This is a genomic window from Proteus hauseri (assembly GCF_004116975.1).
GTDB lineage: Bacteria > Pseudomonadota > Gammaproteobacteria > Enterobacterales > Enterobacteriaceae > Proteus > Proteus hauseri.
Genome location: NZ_CP026364.1, coordinates 2,862,085 through 2,884,929, shown reverse-complemented (window position 1 = coordinate 2,884,929; position 22,845 = coordinate 2,862,085). Strand labels below are relative to the sequence as shown.

Annotated in this window: 15 protein-coding genes; 6 read left to right on the top strand and 9 right to left on the bottom strand. The window is 36.9% G+C overall.

The features are described from left to right. Positions 1-440: 440 nt before the first annotated feature. From lpxK to serC, 8 genes are all read right to left on the bottom strand, one after another. Entirely contained in the window at positions 441-1,430 is a 990-nt protein-coding gene (gene lpxK / locus PH4a_RS13090) for a tetraacyldisaccharide 4'-kinase (RefSeq protein ID WP_129040311.1), read from the bottom strand. Next, positions 1,427-3,172, bottom strand: coding sequence for a lipid A ABC transporter ATP-binding protein/permease MsbA (gene msbA / locus PH4a_RS13085; protein WP_129040309.1), 1,746 nt, complete (start codon positions 3,170-3,172; stop codon positions 1,427-1,429). The genes lpxK and msbA overlap by 4 nt, the downstream gene beginning before the upstream one ends. A gap of 36 nt (positions 3,173-3,208) precedes the next feature. Beyond that, a complete protein-coding gene (locus PH4a_RS13080; protein WP_341868125.1) occupies positions 3,209-5,521 on the bottom strand; it encodes a DNA internalization-related competence protein ComEC/Rec2 in 2,313 nt (770 codons plus the stop codon). Positions 5,522-5,987: 466 nt separating this feature from the next. Further along, complete coding sequence (ihfB, locus tag PH4a_RS13075) at positions 5,988-6,275, bottom strand: integration host factor subunit beta (protein WP_064719504.1); 288 nt, start codon at positions 6,273-6,275, stop codon at positions 5,988-5,990. Positions 6,276-6,337: 62 nt separating this feature from the next. After that, the gene (gene rpsA, locus PH4a_RS13070; protein ID WP_036938108.1) at positions 6,338-8,011 is read right to left on the bottom strand and encodes a 30S ribosomal protein S1; all 1,674 of its coding nucleotides are present in this window, start codon (positions 8,009-8,011) and stop codon (positions 6,338-6,340) included. Positions 8,012-8,182: 171 nt separating this feature from the next. Beyond that, positions 8,183-8,869 carry a (d)CMP kinase gene (gene cmk, locus PH4a_RS13065; protein WP_064719503.1) on the bottom strand — a complete coding sequence of 229 codons (687 nt, stop codon included), beginning with the start codon at positions 8,867-8,869 and terminating at the stop codon, positions 8,183-8,185. A 302-nt stretch (positions 8,870-9,171) separates the two neighbouring features. Continuing rightward, the gene (gene aroA, locus PH4a_RS13060) at positions 9,172-10,446 is read right to left on the bottom strand and encodes a 3-phosphoshikimate 1-carboxyvinyltransferase (protein WP_064719502.1); all 1,275 of its coding nucleotides are present in this window, start codon (positions 10,444-10,446) and stop codon (positions 9,172-9,174) included. Positions 10,447-10,642: 196 nt separating this feature from the next. Then, the gene (gene serC, locus PH4a_RS13055) at positions 10,643-11,731 is read right to left on the bottom strand and encodes a 3-phosphoserine/phosphohydroxythreonine transaminase (RefSeq protein ID WP_129040307.1); all 1,089 of its coding nucleotides are present in this window, start codon (positions 11,729-11,731) and stop codon (positions 10,643-10,645) included. 136 nt (positions 11,732-11,867) lie between these two features. Here serC and PH4a_RS13050 point away from each other — a divergent pair, with 136 nt between their 5' ends. Both PH4a_RS13050 and PH4a_RS13045 read left to right on the top strand, forming a co-directional pair. Next, positions 11,868-13,298, top strand: coding sequence for an MFS transporter (locus tag PH4a_RS13050; RefSeq protein WP_129040305.1), 1,431 nt, complete (start codon positions 11,868-11,870; stop codon positions 13,296-13,298). Between the two features lie 156 nt (positions 13,299-13,454). After that, positions 13,455-14,720 (top strand): two-partner secretion domain-containing protein, encoded by a 1,266-nt coding sequence (locus PH4a_RS13045; RefSeq protein WP_129040303.1) that lies wholly within the window; start codon positions 13,455-13,457, stop codon positions 14,718-14,720. 100 nt (positions 14,721-14,820) lie between these two features. Here PH4a_RS13045 and ansB read toward each other — a convergent pair whose 3' ends face one another. Beyond that, positions 14,821-15,858, bottom strand: coding sequence for an L-asparaginase 2 (ansB, locus tag PH4a_RS13040; protein WP_129040301.1), 1,038 nt, complete (start codon positions 15,856-15,858; stop codon positions 14,821-14,823). 225 nt (positions 15,859-16,083) lie between these two features. Here ansB and ycaO point away from each other — a divergent pair, with 225 nt between their 5' ends. The 4 genes from ycaO to pflA all read left to right on the top strand — a co-directional run bounded on the left by ycaO (position 16,084) and on the right by pflA (position 22,556). Then, complete coding sequence (gene ycaO, locus PH4a_RS13035) at positions 16,084-17,841, top strand: 30S ribosomal protein S12 methylthiotransferase accessory factor YcaO (protein ID WP_129040299.1); 1,758 nt, start codon at positions 16,084-16,086, stop codon at positions 17,839-17,841. Between the two features lie 672 nt (positions 17,842-18,513). Then, positions 18,514-19,368 (top strand): formate transporter FocA, encoded by an 855-nt coding sequence (focA, locus tag PH4a_RS13030; protein WP_064719497.1) that lies wholly within the window; start codon positions 18,514-18,516, stop codon positions 19,366-19,368. Positions 19,369-19,423: 55 nt separating this feature from the next. Further along, the gene (gene pflB / locus PH4a_RS13025; protein ID WP_129040297.1) at positions 19,424-21,706 is read left to right on the top strand and encodes a formate C-acetyltransferase; all 2,283 of its coding nucleotides are present in this window, start codon (positions 19,424-19,426) and stop codon (positions 21,704-21,706) included. A 109-nt stretch (positions 21,707-21,815) separates the two neighbouring features. After that, positions 21,816-22,556 (top strand): pyruvate formate lyase 1-activating protein, encoded by a 741-nt coding sequence (gene pflA / locus PH4a_RS13020; protein ID WP_064719495.1) that lies wholly within the window; start codon positions 21,816-21,818, stop codon positions 22,554-22,556. Positions 22,557-22,845 lie beyond the last annotated feature (289 nt).

The window sequence follows — 22,845 nt, the reverse complement described above, 5'->3', positions numbered from 1 at the left end:
CCCCATTAAATTCTGAACACATTAATTTAAGTAGTGCATTTTATTATTCATATATAAATGTTCAAAATCGTGATAGCTAACTTACAAGATATCTATAAGCTTAATAAAATATTTACAGCATTATCATGACGATTAAATGACATGATATGAGAAAAATATTTTATTGCGTATCGATAAATAGAATAACTCGAAATAAATAATTAATAGTATCTACTTAAAACAATTTCTATAACCAACAGTACGCAAAGCTAACCAATATCTACAGCACCAAAGAATTAACCCAACACTAAAGATCCACAAACAACCCACACAAGGCTTTTGAGTAGATAGGGTATTAGCGATTTAAATTGGACTACGACAAAAGCGATATGCGATTAGTGGGTAGGTAATCTTTTATGTAACGCTATCCTGATTTCCAATATAAATATCATTGTTTCAGATTAGACACAAGTTTTTTTCGAGCTGTAAATTAAATTAATCACTTGTTTTAGCACGGTTTGATTATTAAGCACCGCAGAGACAGGTAAATACCACCAATTATCTTGAGCAAAATGCTGACATTTAACAGCATCTTTTTCTGTCATGATAAGTGGCTCATTATGTGGGGTAAGCTGTTGTAGTTCTTGCACACGATAATCGCTATGATCGCTAAATGCTTTAGTTGCAATTAATTCAACACCTTTATCATTTAAAGAATTAAAAAAACGAGGAGGATGACCAATTCCTGCCATAGCTACAGCTTTATTTAGTTGATTAATAGGTTTTTTTTCACCTGTTTTAAGGTTAATAGCAAGATCTCCCTCTAAAACCATACCTATCTCATTATTTTGGCTTAATCCACCATTAACGATAATTGCATCAACAGTATTTAAACGCCCTGCACGTTCACGCATAGGCCCTGCGGGTAACCACCAACCATTACCAAAACGGCGTTGTCCATCAATAACAACAATTTCATAATCTCGTTGTAAGGCATAATGTTGTAATCCATCATCAGTGATGATGACATCAAGCTTATGTTGGGCTAATAATGCTTTTACAGCATCTCGTCGAACTGGTGCAACCGCAACTGGCACACCAGTTCGATGATAAATTAATACCGGCTCATCACCTGCCATTGCAGGTGTTGTTTCAGAAGAAAGTAATAAAGGATAATGGTCTGATTTACCGCCATAGCCGCGTGAAACAACCCCAGCCTTAAAACCTTGCTGAATAAGTTGCTCAACCAGCCAAATAACAACTGGTGTTTTTCCATTACCACCCGCGGTTAAATTGCCAACGACAACAACGGGAACGGGTGATTTCCACGATGATAACCACCCTTTTTGATATGCGATACGTCTCAGTATTGCTATAGCACCATATAGCCATGAAAATGGCAGCAAGAGAATATAACACCAAGATTTACCAGACCAAATCCGTTCAATCATTTTCCAAATTGCATCCTATGAAGTTGTGCATAAACACCTTCTTTTTCTAGAAGATTAAGGTGTGCACCACGTTCAACAATTTCACCATCTTCAATTACCAGAATTTCATCTGCTTTTTCAATTGTAGATAAGCGATGAGCAATAACCAAAGAGGTTCTATTTTTCTGCAATTCATCAAGTGCTGATTGAATTGCTCTTTCTGATTCGGTATCGAGTGCTGATGTTGCTTCATCTAATATTAGAATGGGTGAATCACGTAATAGTGCCCTTGCAATGGCAATACGTTGACGTTGTCCACCAGAAAGCAGTACACCATTTTCACCAATTTCAGTATCAAGCCCATTATCTAATTTTTGGATAAAGTCCATAGCATGAGCCATTTTAGCGGCTTTCTCGATATCTTCTCGGCTATATTTCTCTTCACATGCATAAACAATATTGTTCGCTACTGTTTCATTAAATAGATGAACATTTTGAGAAACTAATGCGACTTGGTCACGTAGTGATTTTAATGTGTAATCACGAATATCGTGACCATTAATTAGAATTTCACCTTCATTAATGTCGTAAAAACGAGTAAGCAGATTTGCTATCGTTGATTTACCTGAACCTGAGCGACCAACTAAAGCAACTGTTTTTCCTGCAGGAATTGTAAAAGAAAGATTTTTCAATGCAGGAGTATCTTTCGTCGCATATTGGAAAGTGACATTACGAAACTCAATATCACCCGTTGGTTTTTTCAGCTCTAATTTACCCGTATCTTTTTCCTGCTCTAGATCCAAAATGGCAAATAACGTTTGGCAAGCCGCCATACCACGTTGGAATTGAGCATTAACATTAGTTAACGATTTTAATGGGCGCATTAATGCAACCATTGAAGAGAAAACAACGGTGATAGTCCCTGCGGTCAATGTATCCATAATTTCAGGAAAACTGGCTGCATATAAAACAAATGCCAATGCAAAAGAAGCAATAAGCTGAATAATAGGATCAGAAATTGATGATGCAACCACCATACGCATACCTTGACGGCGAATATGGTTACTCACATGATTAAAGCGCTTGTTTTCAACTTCTTGACCATTGAAAATAAGAACTTCTTTATGGCCTTTCAGCATCTGCTCAGCACTTGTTGTTACTTGCCCCATGCTATTTTGAATGCGTTTACTTATCGTTCTAAAGCGTGTAGACACAATCCTAATAACAACAGCCACAATAGGCGCAATAACAATCAAAATAAGTGACAAATGCCAGCTGTAATAGAACATCAGTACAAATAAACCAATGATATAAGCACCTTCACGCACAACGGTAATTAATGCACCAGAAGAAGATGAAGCGACTTGCTCTGAATCGTAAGTGATTCGAGAAAGTAATGTTCCTGTTGATTGCTGATCAAAAAAGCTTACCGGCATTCCCATAATGTGGGAAAACAACCGACGTCGCATATTCATAACTACCTTTCCAGAAACCCATGAAAGGCAATAACTTGATACAAAGTTAGATATACCACGTAGAACTATCAATCCAATAATGGCAAAAGGCATCCATTTTAATACGTCATTGCTCGCCTTACCAAAGCCTTCATCAAGCAGTGGTTTTAGTAAAGAGATCATAAATGCATCAACGCTCGCATTTATCACCAATGCGACTGCTGCAACTAACAAACCGGCTTTAAAGACACGAATCATCGGCCATAAGCGACGGAAAGTTTGCCACGTTGATAGGTCTATATCATTCATATGTATTACCAAACTTTTAATAAATAGCGGGTTATTCTACTCGTTAATAGTCAAATTACCAAACCACTGATTATACCAACGAGGCAATATATCTTGTCTATAGGTTAATATATCAATCTTATTGTGACTAAACTCAATAGAAATCTGCCCTCTAATAGATGTGGTTAGCCAATTAATGGCTTCATTTTTATAACGGCGATGTACTTTATCAGAAGGTAAACGCCAAGGGCTATAACGAGCAGCAGAAACAAGTGCAATATTTGGTGAAACTGCTTGAATAAACGCCAATGTTGAAGATGTTTGGCTACCATGATGAGGGACTTGCAAAATATCTGCCTTTAATCGATTATTTTTCGACCTGACTAATTGCACTTCACTTTCTTTTTCTATATCACCTGTAAGTAATATACTCTGCTTTCCATCACTAACATTAATAACACATGATTCATTATTTTTCGGTGAAGTATATAAGTGAATTGGCCATAAAGCATGAAAAGCAAGCCCTTTCCATTGCCATGATTGTCCTTGTAAACAAGGTAAGTGATGAGGCTGATTAAAACTACTGCGAATAATTAATTGAGGATATGCAACTAACAGATCAGCCACTCCACCGGTATGATCTAAATGATCATGGCTAATTATTAATACGCTAGGTGTGAGCTGACGGCTTTTTAGATATGGAATAATCACTCTTTTTGCAATAGAACCACCACTTTTCCAACGCATTCCCGTATCGTAAATTACCGCATCGCCATCATTTTCAATGATAACCGCCAACCCATGCCCAACATCTAACATTGTCATACGCCATTGATAACGCGCTGAAGTAAACATCTCACAATATAAAAGTGTTCCCGCCGCTATCACTAAAATAAAGTGATTACACCACCATTTCATCTTAATAACTAGAATAGCGACAATACCACTGAGACTGAGTAAAAAAGGTATCGCACCACTATCACGCCAAAAAAAAGAAAAATAAGGAAGGCACCAAAATGCATAACTAATGGAGAGATCGATCAAGTGCCATAAAACAGGCTGGCAAAAAGGTATAAACGAAGTAAATAACCCAAGCATGATCAACGGAACAGTAATAAAAGAGATAATAGGAACAGCCCATAAATTAGCAAAAAAGCTAAAAAGATTACCGCCACCAAATAAATAATATTGAAAAGGTAATAAAATAATCATTAGTCCAAACTGCAAATGGATTAATCTAAAAATAAACCAACGTTTTTGATAGGTATACTTCCCTATTAATGGATACATCCAATACCAAAAAATAATCGCAAACACAGCAGAAAATGAGAGCCAAAAACTGACAGATAAGATAGAGAGAGGTTCAAAAATTAAAATCAGTGCTGCACTCCAAAGTGCCCATTGCCAAGGTAAAAATAACCGACTACGCCAGTGTAATAACACCCATACACTTAACCCAATTATAGCTCTTATTGCAGGAATACCCCATCCAGATAAAGCGGCATAAATAACGCCACAGCTCCATCCTATAATTAGCGGAAATAATGTTCCAATCCATTTAATAGGAAATAACAACTGAATAGCTCTAGCAATAAACCAACCGAAAAATGCTGATAATCCAATATGAAGTCCAGAAATAACAACAAGATGAGCTACACCTGTTTTCATGTAAATATCTTTTTGTTTAGCGCTTATTTGACGTTTATCACCAAGAACCAATGCAACAATTTCGCCTTTGTTTTTCGTCGCTTCCCAGTATGTTGATAAATACTGAATAAATTGCATACGTAACGAAATATTTGCATCGATTAAAGTTGCCTCCATTATTTTTCCAGCTAACGTTTCTTTTATGGATACACCGTATTTCTGACTATCGAAGCCCCCTTCGTTTAAATAACTATGTACGGCACGAAATTGGATTTTAAATTGCCAATATTGCCCAATAAGACTAGTTTTAGGTGGATTTCGCCAATAGACATTGGCATAAATAGTAGATGAAAATATACTTTCTTTAGGAATGACAATTTTTATGGTGATATTACCATCTTGCAATTGGCGATATTCAATAATTTTTGTTTCAATCGTCATAATGCTATCAGACAATTGATTTGTTCTAGAGATCAACGATAAAGCAATACTATTTGAATATCCGAAAAATAATAATATAAATGCTAAAAACCGAATATTAGAGTATGGAAAAAGAAGTAATAATAAAGAAAGGATAATAATAAAAAAGCATCCTTTACTATTAATAATTTCTGATTGGACTAATAAAGGAAGACATCCTAATATTATCGCAAAAGCAGCTTTATCTACATTGAGTTTATTAACATATAACAGTTTTAAATATCTACTTATTATATATACCATTTTAAAACTATTATAAAATCTTATTTTTTTCAAAAAAAACATCATACTAATCCATAGTGTTAACTTTATCCTTTTAATATCATATCGTTAAATAAAATTTAAATATGCAGTTGATCTGAATATTTTCGAGTTTGATTCTAAATAAAAAATGTATTTTTTTATAATATGCAATTTATTGCGAGACAACTCTAAATAAAATAAATTAAACATTTTTTCTCAAAGTTTATTAAGGAAATAACTAAGAAAAGCATATAAACTCATTGCAAGCTACGAATAAGAGAAATATTAACTCTAAGAAAGAACGAGTGAGCAAAATCTGATGATAAAAAATTAAAGGCTTAGTATAAGAAAAACTAAATAATAAATAATAAATAATAAATAATAAATAATAAATAATAAAAAAATGGTGCCGAAGCACCATTTTTGAGAAAGTTAATTAACTTATGCCTTTTCGACAGGAAGTTGTTTATTCCGTATAAATATTTACACGGTCACGTAACTCTTTACCTGGCTTAAAGTGTGGAACATATTTACCTTCCAGATCCACTTTATCACCAGTTTTCGGGTTACGACCCGTACGCGGCGCACGGTAGTGTAGAGAAAAACTGCCGAATCCACGGACTTCGATACGCTCACCATCAGCCAATGTGTCAGCCATATGATCAAGCATTTCTTTTACAGCATCTTCAACTGTTTTAGCCGAAAGATGAGATTGTAGGCCTGCAAGTCTCTCAATTAATTCAGACTTGGTCATATTACCTCCCTAGACTACCGATAAATAGGCAACGATAACGTTGCCTTCGTTAATAACTTAAATTATTCGCCTTTAGCTGCTTTGAAAGCTTCAGCCATAGCGTTATTTGAAAAACCAACTTCTTCTTTGTTGTTCACAGAAGCGATAGCGTCTTTCTCATCTGCTTCGTCTTTAGCACGAACAGACAGGTTGATAACGCGGTTTTTACGGTCAACGCCAGTATATTTAGCTTCTACAGCTTCGCCAACATTTAGAACCAGAGTTGCATCTTCAACGCGGTCACGTGAAGCTTCTGAAGCGCGCAGGTAACCTTCAACACCATCAGCTAACTCTACAGTTGCGCCTTTAGCATCAACAGCGGTTACTTTACCAGAAACAATAGCACCTTTTTTGTGAGCAGACAGGTAATTATTGAATGGATCTTCTGATAATTGTTTAACGCCCAAAGAGATACGTTCACGTTCAGCATCAACTTGCAGAACTACAGCAGCGATTTCGTCGCCTTTTTTGTACTCACGAACAGCTTCTTCACCTGCAACATTCCAAGAAATGTCAGATAAGTGAACCAGACCGTCGATACCACCGTCTAGGCCGATGAAGATACCAAAGTCAGTGATAGACTTGATTTTACCTTCAACACGGTCGTTTTTGTTGTGAGTTTCTGCAAACTGCTGCCATGGGTTAGATTTACACTGTTTCAGACCCAGTGAAATACGGCGACGTTCTTCATCGATGTCAAGAACCATAACTTCAACAACATCACCAACGTTAACAACTTTAGATGGGTGAATGTTTTTGTTAGTCCAATCCATTTCAGAAACGTGTACTAAACCTTCAACGCCTTCTTCGATTTCTACGAAGCAGCCGTAATCAGTCAGGTTAGTTACACGACCAGTCAGTCTTGTACCTTCTGGGTAACGTTTAGCGATAGCTACCCAAGGATCTTCGCCCAGTTGTTTCAGACCTAATGATACGCGAGTACGTTCACGGTCGAATTTCAGGACTTTAACAGTGATTTCGTCGCCAACATTGACAATTTCGCTTGGGTGTTTAACACGTTTCCAAGCCATGTCAGTGATGTGCAGTAAACCGTCAACACCGCCCAGATCAACGAATGCACCGTAGTCAGTAAGGTTCTTAACGATACCTTTAACTTCCATGCCTTCTTGCAGGTTTTCTAATAACTGATCGCGTTCTGCGCTGTTTTCAGATTCGATAACCGCACGACGAGAGACAACAACGTTATTACGTTTTTGGTCTAATTTGATGACTTTGAACTCAAGCTCTTTGTTTTCCAGGTGAGTTGTGTCACGTACTGGACGAACGTCTACCAGTGAACCTGGCAGGAACGCACGAATGCCGTTCAGTTCAACAGTGAAACCACCTTTAACTTTACCGTTGATGATACCAACAACAGTTTCGTTTTCTTCGTAAGCTTTTTCCAGCATCAGCCACGCTTCGTGACGTTTAGCTTTCTCACGAGACAGAACGGTTTCACCGAAGCCATCTTCAACCGCGTCCAGAGCAACGTCGATTTCGTCACCAACTTGGATTTCTAATTCGCCCTGAGCGTTTTTAAATTGTTCTACAGGAATAGCAGATTCTGATTTCAGACCTGCATCAACCAGAACAACGTCTTTATCGATAGCAACTACAACGCCGCGAACGATAGCACCTGGACGAGTTTCGATTGTTTTTAAGGATTCTTCAAAGAGTTGAGCAAAAGATTCTGTCATGTTAATGATCTTCAAGTAAATTTAATTAACGTCCATTTAGCATCCGGCCGAATGGGGTTGTTTCACATACCTCGTTACATCCTTTGTGACAAGGTCATCGGGCATTATTGTGTTTTCATTAACACGTAACCCGATTTTAATATTACCTAGTATAAACGAAATAAAAATTAATTACGCTGATAATTGCAGATTTTTTTTAGCATAAGTCAACGATTTTTCAATGACTTCGTCGATAGACAAGCTTGTTGAATCGAGAATTAATGCATCCTTTGCCGCAACTAATGGCGCAACCGCACGATTCCGATCTCGGTAATCACGCTCTTTTATCTCGGATAAAAGGCGCTCAAAGTTAACATTAAAGCCCTTTTCCTGCAACTGTAACATGCGGCGACGAGCCCGCTCTTCAGCACTGGCGTCAAGAAATATTTTCACTTGTGCGTCAGGGAAAACAATTGTGCCCATATCTCGACCATCAGCAATCAACCCAGGATCAGTACGGAATGCTCGTTGACGTCGTAATAAAGCCTCTCTTACTCGTGGGAATGTAGCTGCTTGGGAAGCTGTATTTCCTACCGTTTCTGTACGGATCTCAGTTGAAACATCTTCACCTTCAAGGATAACGCTTAGCCCATTTTCATTAGGTACAAATCTAACATCAAGATTTGCTGCTAATGGAACCAGTGCATCTTCAGAACTAATATCCACATGATGATGTAATGCAGCTAATGCTAATACACGATAAATTGCACCAGAATCAAGTAAGTGCCAACCAAAAGCCGTTGCTAAGGCTTGGCATAATGTTCCTTTACCCGCTCCGCTTGGCCCATCAACAGTAATAACAGGGACGATAACTGCCATGAGTTTCTCCTTTTTATGGGCACTGCGTTTCTATATTTGATACTCCATTACATTGATATAATAAGTATAAATTTCAAACAGAGAAAAACAGTATTAATCATATTGCGCGCCATTATACGCATACAATGTATATGAAGGAATAAGCAGTTGAGCGTGAGATAAACTTATTGGCGATAAACGTTGAAAAAAAGCTATTTTTTGAGAAAAACTTACTCTATAAAATAAAAAATCGACGGTATTATGCTTTATTAATAGAAATACCGCCGATTAAACCTAATATCACAAAATAAATAATTCTATCTTTATGCCAGTGTATTTAATTTTTCAAAATAATCGGGGAATGTTTTTGCTGTACAACCAGGGTCAAGGATTGTGATCGGTATGTCAGAAAGCGCCACCAATGAAAAACACATTGCAATGCGATGATCATTATAGGTTTCAATATCAGCTGTTTTTAATTGCTTAGGAGGCGTTACTTTTAAGTAATCATGCCCTTCTTCAACCGTCGCACCTACTTTTTGCAATTCTGTCGCCATTGCAGCTAGTCTGTCAGTCTCTTTGACTCGCCAATTGTAGATATTCCGAATGGTTGTTTCGCCTTCTGCAAACAATGCTGTTGTTGCAATAGTCATTGCTGCATCGGGGATGGTATTCATATCCATATCGATACCTTTAAGCGTACCACGCTCGCATTCAATATAATCATCCCCCCAACGAACTTTTGCACCCATTTTTTCCAGTACAGAAGCAAAATGAATATCACCTTGTAAGCTATTTTTACCAATTCCTGTTACGCGAACTGTACCGCCTTTAATTGCTGCGGCTGCTAAAAAATAAGAGGCTGATGATGCATCGCCTTCAACTAAGTATTGACCCGGTGATTGATATTGCTGGCCACCTTTGATGATAAATTGCTGGTAGTTTTGATTTTCAATATCGACACCAAAAGTTTTAATTAATGCCAATGTAATATCAATATAAGGCTTGGATACTAACTCACCTTTAATAGTGATGGTGGTATCTTGTGGTGCTAAAGGTGCAGCCATCAACAATGCGGTAAGAAATTGACTTGATACACTGCCATCAACGTCAACATTGCCACCATTAAAACCACCTTGAAGTCGGATTGGGGGATAATCTGTTTGTTCAAGATAATCAATTTTTGCGCCACCTTGACGTAATGCATCGACCAAATGCCCAATAGGGCGCTCTTTCATTCTAGGCTCACCCGTTAAAATAATATCATGATGGCCTAAACTTAAAGCGGCCGCCAATGGTCGCATTGCGGTGCCAGCATTGCCTAAAAATAACTCTAGTGATGCTGATGTTTTGAATTCACCACCTAAGCCCTCAATGTCGCAGACTGTATTGTTATTCGATAATTGATAATGAATACCCAGTGCTTTTAATGCATTTAACATATGACGAATATCGTCACTATCAAGTAAATTAGTTAAACGAGTTTTACCTTTCGCGAGCGCTGCCAGTAATAATGCACGATTAGAGACGCTTTTAGACCCTGGTAAATTAATAGTGCCTTCAATATGAGCGATAGGTTGTAGTGTCAACGATTCCATAAACAGGTAGAAACTCCGATAAATCAATTTAATAATAAGAAGAAGTGCTAATTAAACAATTAAAATTAAAATTATTTTTGTACTGATATTATCTATTTATTATTTTTGTACGAGGGTAACTCTATTTTAATTATTAACACCCTTAGTCATAAGAAAACCTGCTTATAGGCAGGCTTTCTTAGCCTAATTTTAGCTATTAAGCGTGACGACGCTCAAAATCTGCCATAAAGTCAACTAATGCTTGCACACCCGCTAGAGGCATAGCGTTATAAATAGAGGCACGCATACCACCAGAAACACGATGACCTTTTAATGCCACCAGCCCTTGTGCCTCAGCTTCTTTTAAAAATACTGAATCTAAAGAAGGAGATGACATTTGGAAAGGGATATTCATTAGTGAACGATTTTCAGGTGCGACTCGGTTGATATAGAAATCACTATTGTCTATCGCGCTATAAAGAAGTGTTGCTTTTTCATAATTGCGTTTTGCCATTTCTTGCAATCCGCCTTGTTCTTTTAACCACTTGAAAACCATACCTGATAAATACCAAGCAAAAGTTGGTGGCGTATTAAACATTGAGTCATTTTCAGCAAGCACCGTGTAATCAAACACAGAAGGTGTTTCTTTACGCGCTTTACCCAACAAATCTTCGCGAATAATAACGATAGTTAAACCTGCAGGACCAATATTTTTTTGCGCACCGGCATAAATTACGCCATAACGGCTCACATCTATTGGTTTAGATAAAATAGAAGAAGAGTAGTCAGCAATAATGATTTTTTTATCATCAAAATCAGGCTCTTCATGAATAGCGATACCATCAATGGTTTCATTTGGGCAATAGTGTACATAAGCTGAATCATGGCTTAACTGCCACTCTTTCATTGGTTTTACGCCAACTTTGCCATCAATTTCTGTTTTAATTTTAATGATATTTGGTGAGCAATATTTTTCTGCTTCGTCTGCTGCGCTTTCTGCCCAATAACCACCATCAATATAATCAGCTGTTTTCTTATCGCCTAATAAATTGAGTGGTAATGCAGCGAAATGACCACGTGCGCCGCCATGACAGAAAAGAATTTTGTAGTTTTCTGGCACATTTAATAGATCACGAAGATCCTGCTCAGCCTGATGTGCAACTTCAAGAAACTCTTTACTACGATGGCTAATTTCCATCACCGAGCGCCCTAACGCGTGCCAGTTGCATAATTCTAATTCTGCACGACGAAGAACTTCTGCCGGTAACATAGCCGGACCCGCACTAAAGTTATATACCTGACTCATTCAAATTCACCCTATCTGAATATGTTTTTACAAAACGACCTCTATCGGTTGTATCATTCCCATTAAATTGGCGCAATGATTATTGTGGGCTAACACATAATATGCTGTGCGTAAAAATAACCGTTAGGAGTATTTTATGTCGGGGAGTATTCATAAAAAAGAAGAAGCAAGCTGGGGAATGCTTCTTAAAGGGAAAAATAGTCTGAAATCGCTAGCATTAGCTGGTGGTGTCGCATTACATGCAATTAATGTCTACATTACGATCACGACTTTACCTTCAATAGTTCGGGATATCGGTGGACTTAATTTATACGCATGGAATACCACCATTTTTATTCTGGCCTCTATTCTTTCATCAGCACTCACTTCTCGTCTACTAAATGCATTTGCACCACGTAATAGCTATTTATTGGCTACACTGTGTTTTTTATTGGGTTCAATTATTTGTGCAACAGCACCATCAATGCCGATATTGCTATTAGGTAGGTTTGTTCAGGGTGCAGGTGGCGGTATGTTACTGGCTTTAGCATATTCTTTAGTTAGAGTGATGTTTCCACAACCACTTTGGTCGAGGGCAATGGCATTAATGTCTAGTATGTGGGGAATATCTACTTTATTAGGTCCTGCATTAGGCGGAATATTTGCAGAATATAATGTTTGGCGCGGCGCATTTTGGTCAATCTTATTTGTTGGTATTCCTTATATTGCTTTGTTATTTACTATTCTTCCTACCCAAAATGCAGCTGATATAGGCATCTCTAAATCACCACTTCCTTATCAACAACTAACGTTATTAATTTTAGCCGTATTATCCATTTCAATAGGCAGTCTATATAACGTTATTATTTATAATCTGCTATCTGTTATTTTTGCAGTATTTTTTGTTCTTTTACTTGTGCGTATTGATAAAAAATCGAGTGATGGATTATTTCCTAAAGGGACATTCTCTTTTTCAGCACCTTTAGCACCCATTTATTTAACAATGGCATTATTAGGAATAAGCGTTCAAACTGAAGTCTTCGTCCCTTATTTCTTGCAAATAATACATGATATTACACCGCTGCTTTCTGGTTATTTAGCCGCTCTAGTGGGTGCTGGTTGGTCTTTTTCTGCCATTATTTCTTCATCACGTAAGCAATCTACGGCGCAACGTTTAATGAGAGTTGGTCCTGCTATTAACTTTGCTGCTATTTTAATTCTTGGTTTACTCATTTCTAATGTGGTTATTTTACCTTATGGCCAAACAATTATTATTTGTGTCGCCCTTTTCTTTACTGGTGCAGGTATTGGTATGGCTTGGCCTCATTATCTAACCCGTGTATTACAAGTTTCTCAAGGCCAAGAAGCTCAAAAAGCAGCAACATCAATTACGACTATACAACTCTTTTCTACCGCTGTTGGTGCATCTATTTCAGGTACCATTGTGAATATGGCGGGATTAACTGAACCTGGCGGTGTGTTAGGCGCTCAAAATGCAGCTCATTGGTTATTTACTGTTTTTGCATTAACTCCATTCATTGCTTTTTTTGCTGCTAATGTTGTAGTTTCTCGCGCTAAAAATAAATAGTTTATAACTCAGGATGATTAAATCCGATTAAAGGACTGTTTTTAAATAACAGTCTTTTTCTAATTTATAAATAAACACCTTTTCTATTTTAGAAAGTTTATTTCTTTCATTGTTATCTATAAATTGTAGAACAACAAATATAGAGAGGAAATCAAAATGAAATTAAAAACACTTGCTATTATTGTAAGTTCAATATTACCTTCAGTAGGTTTTGCTGACACAGAAGAAAATAAACGTTTTTCTTTTTATGCTGATTCAACAGATATCGTTATAAATAAGGATTCAACAGCAACAGTTAGACCTTATAATGATGACGATATGGTTGCTGAAGTATTAATTGAAAATAGCGATAGAAATAGAGTATCTCATAATATATATGATACATTTAACATTGATAGTGATGGTGCGATCCTAAATAATAAAGAATCTAATGCTAAATTTATTATTAATGAAGTTAAGTTTGGACCACGTTCAACACTAGAGGGTAACATTGCCGTTTTAGGTAATGCTGCCCACGTTATTATTGCTAATCCTAATGGAATTACTTGTAATAATTGTAGTTTTTCAAACACGCTTTCAGAAACCTTAGCAACCGCATCAATTCAATATGCTAAAGATAATCTTATTACATATCGCACATCTAATTTCCTCCCTAGTAATAATATGTATCGTGAAAAAAAAATTGACACCAGAAACTATGGCGAAATAAATTTCATTGAAAATGAGAAAAATAAAAATACAACTAATAAATTTAGCACATTAAATATTATAAGTAATAACATCGACATTAATATGTATTTAAAAGCAAAAGAAAGTATAAATATTTATCATGGCATTAGTTTACTTAATTATAAAACCAACAATCAAAAAGTGGATATGCTTAACAATAGTAAAGGAAGTCGACTAATAGGTAGAAAAATTGATACTAACTTAGCTATTGGAGATAAAAACAATATAGATAAATCACAACATTTAAATGGCATTCAAGCTAATAAAATAAACATACATACAAATGTATCAACAGTTAATAATTACTCTGTAATTAAAACAGAAAAAATAAACTTAAATATATTAAACAATTCTAAATTTAATAATCACGGTGTAATTTCCAGCAATTTAACCACAATAAAATTACAGGGAAACTCTCATTTTAAAAATAAAGAAGATAGTGTAATTGCTAAATTTCGTCATGATGATTATGCCTACTATCGCAGTAAAGATCCCTTTATAAAGTATGAAAACATACATAGATTTAAAGTCTCAGCTGATAATTCAAGTATTTTCATTAATGAAGGCGCATTAAAAACAGATAAATTTAAAACGATAGATGGATCAATTCATAATATTATTACTAACAATGCACAGTTGCATTCTTATAATTCTCTCTCAAAAATAAAGGATAATTCTTCTGTAAGAAGATAACAAGATAACAAGATAACAAGATAACAAGATAACAAGATAACAAGATAATGAGGCTATACTACTATTTTAGTATAGCCTCATTAATATTAATTAATAATTATTAATACTTCTCAAAATATTCTTGAATTTTAGCCGGTTCTTGAGTTTCAGTTAATGCTAACTGTAATAATACTCGTGCTTTTTGTGGATTTAAACGTTCTGATGCCACAAAACCATATTTAACATCATCAACCTCACCATTTTGGGTAGTAAAGCCAACAGGAACACGACTTGAACGAACAACTACAACACCGTTTTTTGCACCTTCAGCTAAAGTGTCAAGAATATCAGTATATAAATTACCATTACCAACACCCGCACTAATAATGCCTTGGTATTTATTATCGATAAAGGCTTTAGCGGGTAAGTTAGAGGCATTAGCGTAATTATAAACAATACCTACTTTTGGTAATTCGGTTAATTTACTTACATCAAACACAGCTTTATCTGCACGTGGTGCGGCGACAGTGTAATAATGTACTTTACCGTTATGAACATAACCTTGAGCTCCCGCATTAACGGGTTGGAAAGCTTGGACTTCAGTGGTGTTCATCTTCATTACATCTTTTCCGCCAATAACTGCGTTATTCATGGTCACTAATACACCACGATCTTCAGATGCTTTATCACTAGCAATAACCACCGCATTAAATAAATTTAATGGCCCCTCTGCCCCTAATGCCGTGGCTGGGCGCATTGCACCAACCATAACTACAGGTTTTTTACAGTTAGTTGTTAAATCAAGAAAATAAGCCGTTTCTTCCATAGTATCTGTACCATGGGTGATGACAAAACCATCGGTCTTATCACAATCAGCATTAATTTTATTAGCAAGCTTTAACCACACTTGGTCATTCATATCTTGCGAACCAATATTAACCACTTGCTCGCCTTTTAAATTAGCAACCGTTTTAGCCTCAGGAACGGCATTGATTAATGTATCAATACCTAATTTACCAGCGGTATAACTTGAAGTAGTCGCTGAATCGCCCCCTCCCGCTATAGTGCCACCGGTTGCTAAAATAGTGACGTTCGGTAATGCAAATACGGAGCCACTAGCAACGGCTAACAAACTGGCAAGCAATGTTTTCTTCATCATTGTATAGATCCCTTATGAGTATATAAATAAATCTATTATGATGATTTATAATTACTAATTCCGTGATAAATGGAACGTATTTATTAAAAAAACTCATATATCAAGAAAATCGTTAGATTAAATATTAGTAGCAATAAAAGGAATGATAAATCGTTAGTGCATTACTGGAGATTTCAGTATCATGTGCCCCTAACTATCACCAGCAAAATATTGATGAAACCTGCCATGTCACAAACATTTATTCCCGGTAAAGATGCCGCACTGGAAGACTCCATCGCTAGCTTTCAGAAAAAACTAACCGATTTAGGCTTTAATATTGAAGAAGCTTCATGGTTAAACCCTGTTCCTAACGTCTGGTCTGTACATATTCGTGATAAAGAATGCCCTTTATGTTTTACTAATGGCAAAGGGGCGACTAAAAAAGCAGCATTAGCATCTGCTCTTGGTGAGTATTTTGAACGTCTTTCAACTAACTACTTTTTTTCCGATTTCTGGTTAGGTAATGAAATTGCACAAGGCGAATTTGTTCACTACCCAAGTGAAAAATGGTTCCCTTTAACAGAAGATGATTCTGTACCAGACGGTTTATTAGATGCACGCCTGCGTAAATTTTATGATCCTGAAGGCGAATTATGCGGTAGTGAATTAGTCGATTTGCAATCAAGTAACCCTGATCGGGGTATTTGCGCTTTACCATTTATTCGTCAATCAGATGAAAAGCCTGTTTATATTCCTGTAAATATTATTGCTAATCTTTATGCTTCTAATGGTATGTCTGCGGGCAATACGCAAAATGAAGCTCGTGTGCAAGGTCTTTCAGAAGTATTTGAACGCTATGTGAAAAATCGCATTATCGTTGAACAAATCAGCTTGCCTGAAATTCCTCAAGAAGTGTTAGCTCGTTATCCCTCTGTTGTTGAAGCTATTGCAACATTAGAGAAAGAAGGCTTTCCAATTTTCAGTTTTGATGCCTCTTTAGGTGGTCAATTCCCTGTTATTTGTGTAGTGCTATTTAATCCACAAAATGGGACTTGTTTTGCCTCTTTTGGCGCACACCCAGACTTTGGCGTGGCATTAGAACGTACTGTTACTGAATTATTACAAGGCCGAAGCCTCAAAGATTTGGATGTATTTAATCCGCCAAGTTTTGATGATGAAGAGGTTGGCGATCATACTAATCTTGAAACCCATTTTATTGATTCTAGTGGTTTAATTAGCTGGGATTTATTCAAAAAAGATGCGGATTATCAGTTTGTTGACTGGAATTTCAGTGGTACCACAGAAGAAGAATTCCATACTTTAATGTCACTGTGTAAACAATGTGATGCTGAAGTTTATATCATGGATTATTCGCATTTAGGTGTTTATGCTTGCCGTATTTTAGTACCCGGTTTATCCGATATTTACCCAGCTGAAGATTTACAACTAGCAAACAACATAATGGGTGTTCATTGGCGTGATACGCTACTTGCATTACCAAGTAGCCAAGGAACTAAAAACGAATACTTATCACTAATCGGTCAATTTGATGAAGATGGATTAGACGATTTTACTCGTGTAAGAGAAATGATTGGTATCGCACCAGGTAAAGATAATGGCTGGAGCCACTTACGTGTTGGTGAATTAAAATCTATGCTAGCGTTAGCTGGCGGCGACCATGAACAAGCATTAGTGTGGGTTGAATGGACACAAGATTTCAATGCATCCTTATTTACACCTGAACGCCAAAACTATTATCGCTGTTTACATAATCTCTTGTTATTAAGAGAAGAAACAGAGCGCCAACCAGAACAATATATGCATGCCTTTTCTCGTATGTATGGCGCAGAAACTTTACTTGCTGCACAAAATGCAATGCAGGGTAAAAATGCTTTTTATGGCTTACAAACTATCGAGCCAGCATTAGCGAATTTACCCGTTCATCAGTCATTATTAGCCGCTTATGAAAAACTGCAAAAAGCAAAGCGCCAATCCATTAAATAACGATGCAGCATTAAAGGTTATTGACTAATGATAAATAACCTTTAATTGAATAATGATTATCTGAGTTTAATTAAAACACTCTACTTTAAAATAGAGTGTTTTCTTTTGCTCAAAATAAATAATGGCAATTTTGTCAGAATGGCAAATATGCCAGCTGACAAAAATGTCAAAATATGGCAAAAGTGACGATTTGTAGTTTTAAATGTGACATTAAAATATAACATTGAATTTATAAACCAATAATTTAGCTTAAACGTGGTTTAAATTTCTATTTATGTACATAGATCTCAAAAAATAAAAAACCTTATTTTTATAATGGGTATATGTCTGGAGTAATCAATTAGATTATCCACAAATAAAGTAGTGTTTATATTTAAATCAAAAGTAAATAGGCCGTTAATTTTAGTTTTTAATTATTAACATTAAGGAGAGGAAATAATACGTTATATTTACTTTTCGCTTTATTTATCCAGCTAGTCTAAAATTTTTTGATAATTTTTAAAAAATTTTTTTACCTTATTAATCAAATAATTATAGTGAAAATAGCGGGTTTTTACGCACTGGGATTGGGTTTCTAATCAGCGACCATGATCCATATCAATTTTAGAAGTAAGCCCCTTTGCTACTATTATTGCGTACTATAATTATTCCAACATATAAGAGAGTGTTAGTATGAAAGCTGACAGCCCTTTTAATTTATTATCACCTGCTGAAATGGCAAAATTTGCCGATGATGCTTGTTGTTATAAAGCAACTAAACATATTCCAACGACTTACTTGTCTGCATTTACTGCGGGAATGTTTATTTCAATTGCTTTTGTTTTTTATATTACTGCGACTACAGGCACAGCGTCTGTTCCTTTCGGGCTAGCTAAACTAGTCGGTGGGATCTGCTTCTCTTTGGGGTTAATGCTCGTTGTCGTTTGTGGCGCGGACTTATTCACCTCAACTGTTCTCACTATTATTCCTAAAGCAACAGGACGTATATCCTGGAGCACCATGTTTGCCAACTGGATAAACGTCTATCTTGGTAACTTTGTTGGCGCGCTCTTTTTTGTTGCCTTGATGTGGTTTGCAGGTCAGCATATGGCCGCTAACGGTTTATGGGGGCTGAATGTGTTGCAAACAGCACAACATAAACTCGAGCACACCTTTGTTGAAGCCGTTTGTTTAGGTATTTTAGCTAACTTGATGGTTTGTCTTGCTGTATGGATGAGTTATGCTGGCCGTACTTTAATTGATAAACTTTTTGCACTGATTTTACCTATTGGCATGTTTGTTGCGAGTGGCTTTGAACATAGTATCGCTAACATGTTTCTTATTCCTTTAGGTATTGTTATTAAGAATTTTGCACCAGCAGAATTCTGGTCTAAAGTAGGTGCATCACCCGAACAATTTTCACACTTAACAGTATCGAATTTCCTCTCTGATAATTTATTACCAGTCACTATCGGTAACATTATTGGCGGTGCAGTCCTAGTCGGTCTGGTATACTGGTTAATGCATCTGCGCGGTGAGAAACATTAATTCCGTGCAGGTATGACTGATTTCTTAAGTTCCATTGTAAAAAGGTAGAAGTATCATGTCTGATTTAAATGAAAAATTTGCTCAAGCATGGAAAGGTTTTTCTGAAGGTGAATGGCAGAACGCAGTAAACGTTCGCGATTTCATCCAAAAGAACTACACTCCATATGAAGGCGACGAATCTTTCCTGGCTGGTTCCACTAAAGCAACTGATACACTTTGGGAACAAGTTATGGAAGGCATCAAAATCGAGAACCGCACTCATGCGCCGGTTGATTTTGATACTTCTGTTGCTGCAACAATCACTTCTCACGATGCAGGTTACATTGAGAAAGATTTAGAACAAGTCGTAGGTTTACAGACTGATGCACCTTTAAAACGTGCAATCATCCCATTCGGTGGTATCCGTATGGTAGAAAGTTCTTGTCATGCTTATAATCGTGAGCTTGATCCAGAACTGAAAAAAATCTTTACTACATATCGTAAAACCCATAACCAAGGTGTTTTCGATGTGTACACTCCAGACATCATCAAATGTCGTAAATCAGGTATTTTAACTGGTTTACCAGATGCGTATGGCCGTGGCCGTATCATCGGTGACTATCGTCGTGTTGCATTGTATGGTATCGAATACCTGCGCAAAGACAAATTTGCTCAATTCACCTCTTTACAAGAAAAATTGGAAAAAGGTGAAGATCTGGAAATGACTATCCAGCTGCGTGAAGAAATCGCAGAGCAACATGCTGCCTTAGGTCAAATTCAAGAAATGGCTGCAACTTATGGTTGTGATATTTCTCGCCCAGCACAAAACGCAAAAGAAGCAGTACAATGGACTTACTTCGGTTATTTAGCCGCTGTTAAATCTCAAAACGGTGCTGCGATGTCTTTCGGTCGTGTTTCTACCTTCTTAGATATCTACATCCAACGTGATATGGATGCAGGTTTACTGACTGAAGAACAAGCTCAAGAATTAATCGACCATTTAGTAATGAAATTACGTATGGTTCGTTTCTTACGTACTCCTGAATATGATGAGCTGTTCTCTGGTGACCCAATTTGGGCAACAGAATCATTAGCAGGTATGGGTTTAGATGGCCGTACTCTGGTAACTAAGAATACTTTCCGTTTCTTAAATACCTTGTACACAATGGGTCCATCACCAGAACCAAACATGACTATTCTGTGGTCAGAACAACTGCCTATCAACTTCAAAAAATACGCAGCTAAAGTCTCTATCGATACTTCTTCAATTCAGTACGAAAATGATGACTTAATGCGTCCTGACTTCGACAGCGATGACTATGCTATCGCATGTTGTGTTAGCCCAATGGTTGTTGGTAAACAAATGCAGTTCTTCGGTGCTCGTGCAAACTTAGCGAAAACCTTACTGTATACCATCAATGGTGGTGTTGACGAAAAACTGAAAATCCAAGTGGGTCCTAAACATGCGCCAATCATGGATGACGTCTTAGACTTCGATACTGTGATGAACCAAATGGATCACTTTATGGATTGGTTAGCAACTCAGTATGTAACAGCACTGAACGTTATCCATTACATGCACGATAAATACAGCTATGAAGCAGCGTTAATGGCACTTCATGACCGTGATGTTTATCGTACAATGGCATGTGGTATCGCAGGTCTGTCTGTTGCTGCTGACTCACTGGCTGCAATCAAATATGCAAAAGTTTCTCCTATCCGTGATGAAAACGGTTTAGCAGTAGACTTTAAAATTGATGGCGAATACCCACAATTCGGTAACAACGATTCTCGCGTAGATGATATCGCTTGTGACTTAGTTGAACGTTTCATGAAGAAAATTCAGAAACTGCGTACTTACCGTAATGCGGTACCTACACAGTCAATCCTGACTATCACTTCAAACGTTGTTTACGGTAAGAAAACAGGTAATACGCCAGATGGTCGTCGCGCTGGTGCGCCATTCGGACCAGGTGCAAACCCAATGCACGGTCGTGACCAAAAAGGTGCGGTTGCTTCACTGACCTCTGTTGCGAAACTGCCATTTGCTTATGCAAAAGATGGTATTTCTTACACCTTCTCTATCGTACCTAATGCATTAGGTAAAGATGATGATGTTCGTAAAGCAAACCTTGCAGGTCTGATGGATGGTTATTTCCACCACGAAGCAGGTATCGAAGGTGGTCAACACTTAAACGTAAACGTGATGAACCGTGAAATGCTGTTAGAAGCAATGGAAGATCCTGAGAAATATCCTCAGTTAACTATCCGTGTTTCTGGTTATGCAGTTCGCTTTAACTCACTAACTAAAGAACAACAGCAAGACGTTATCACCCGTACATTTACAAAAACAATGTAATAAAGATAACTATATGCATTTATTTACTGAGAAAGTAAATAAAATCGCTTAGAATAAAGGCCCCTATATTGGGGCCTTTTTATCTAGACAGTTTTGGAGTAACCCTGTTATGTCCGTACTTGGTCGTATCCACTCATTTGAATCCTGCGGTACTGTTGATGGTCCGGGAATACGTTTCATTGTTTTCTTTCAAGGATGCCTAATGAGATGCCTCTATTGTCACAACCGTGACACATGGGATACTCATGGTGGGCAAATCGTCACTGTGGATGAACTGATGAAAGAGGCGGTCACTTATCGCCATTTTATGAATGCTTCTGGTGGCGGTGTTACTGCTTCTGGTGGTGAAGCTATTTTACAAGCTGAATTTGTGCGTGATTGGTTCCAAGCTTGTCAAAAAGAAAATATCCATACCTGCTTAGATACCAACGGTTTTGTTCGCCGTTATGATCCAGTTATTGACGAATTAATGGATGCCACTGATCTAGTCATGTTGGATCTAAAACAGATCAATGATGAAATCCACCAAAAATTAGTAGGTGTTTCCAACCAACGCACTCTAGAATTTGCTCGTTACTTAGCGAAACGAGGACAAAAAACATGGATCCGCTATGTTGTTGTCCCAGGTTGGTCTGATGATGATGATTCAGCCCATCGCCTAGGTGAATTTATTAAAGATATGAAAAATATCGAGAAAGTAGAGCTTCTCCCTTACCACGAATTAGGTAAACATAAATGGGTTGCTTTAGGTGAAGAATATAAGCTAGATGGCATTCATCCACCGTCAAAAGAGACGATGGAAAACGTAAAATCCATTCTTGAATCTTATGGGCATAAGGTCATTTACTAAGCTTTCTACTAATAATTAATCAAGAAGCAGCGTTTTAATAGCGCTGCTTTTTTATTAGCACATCAATTAGTTAAATTAATATTTATTAATCACCCTTCTTGTGATCATGCTCTTTCAAATCTGAATTTTTTCTTATTTTCAAGTGTAACTCTTTATCTTTTATCTTCTTTACCTATTGTTTCTGCAATGGATTTTCGCCCTACTTCAATTCCCATGATAATTTCTTTTTTAACTACATGACGTAGTTTTACGATAATAAATATCACCACTACATTAAGCAATCGCAGTA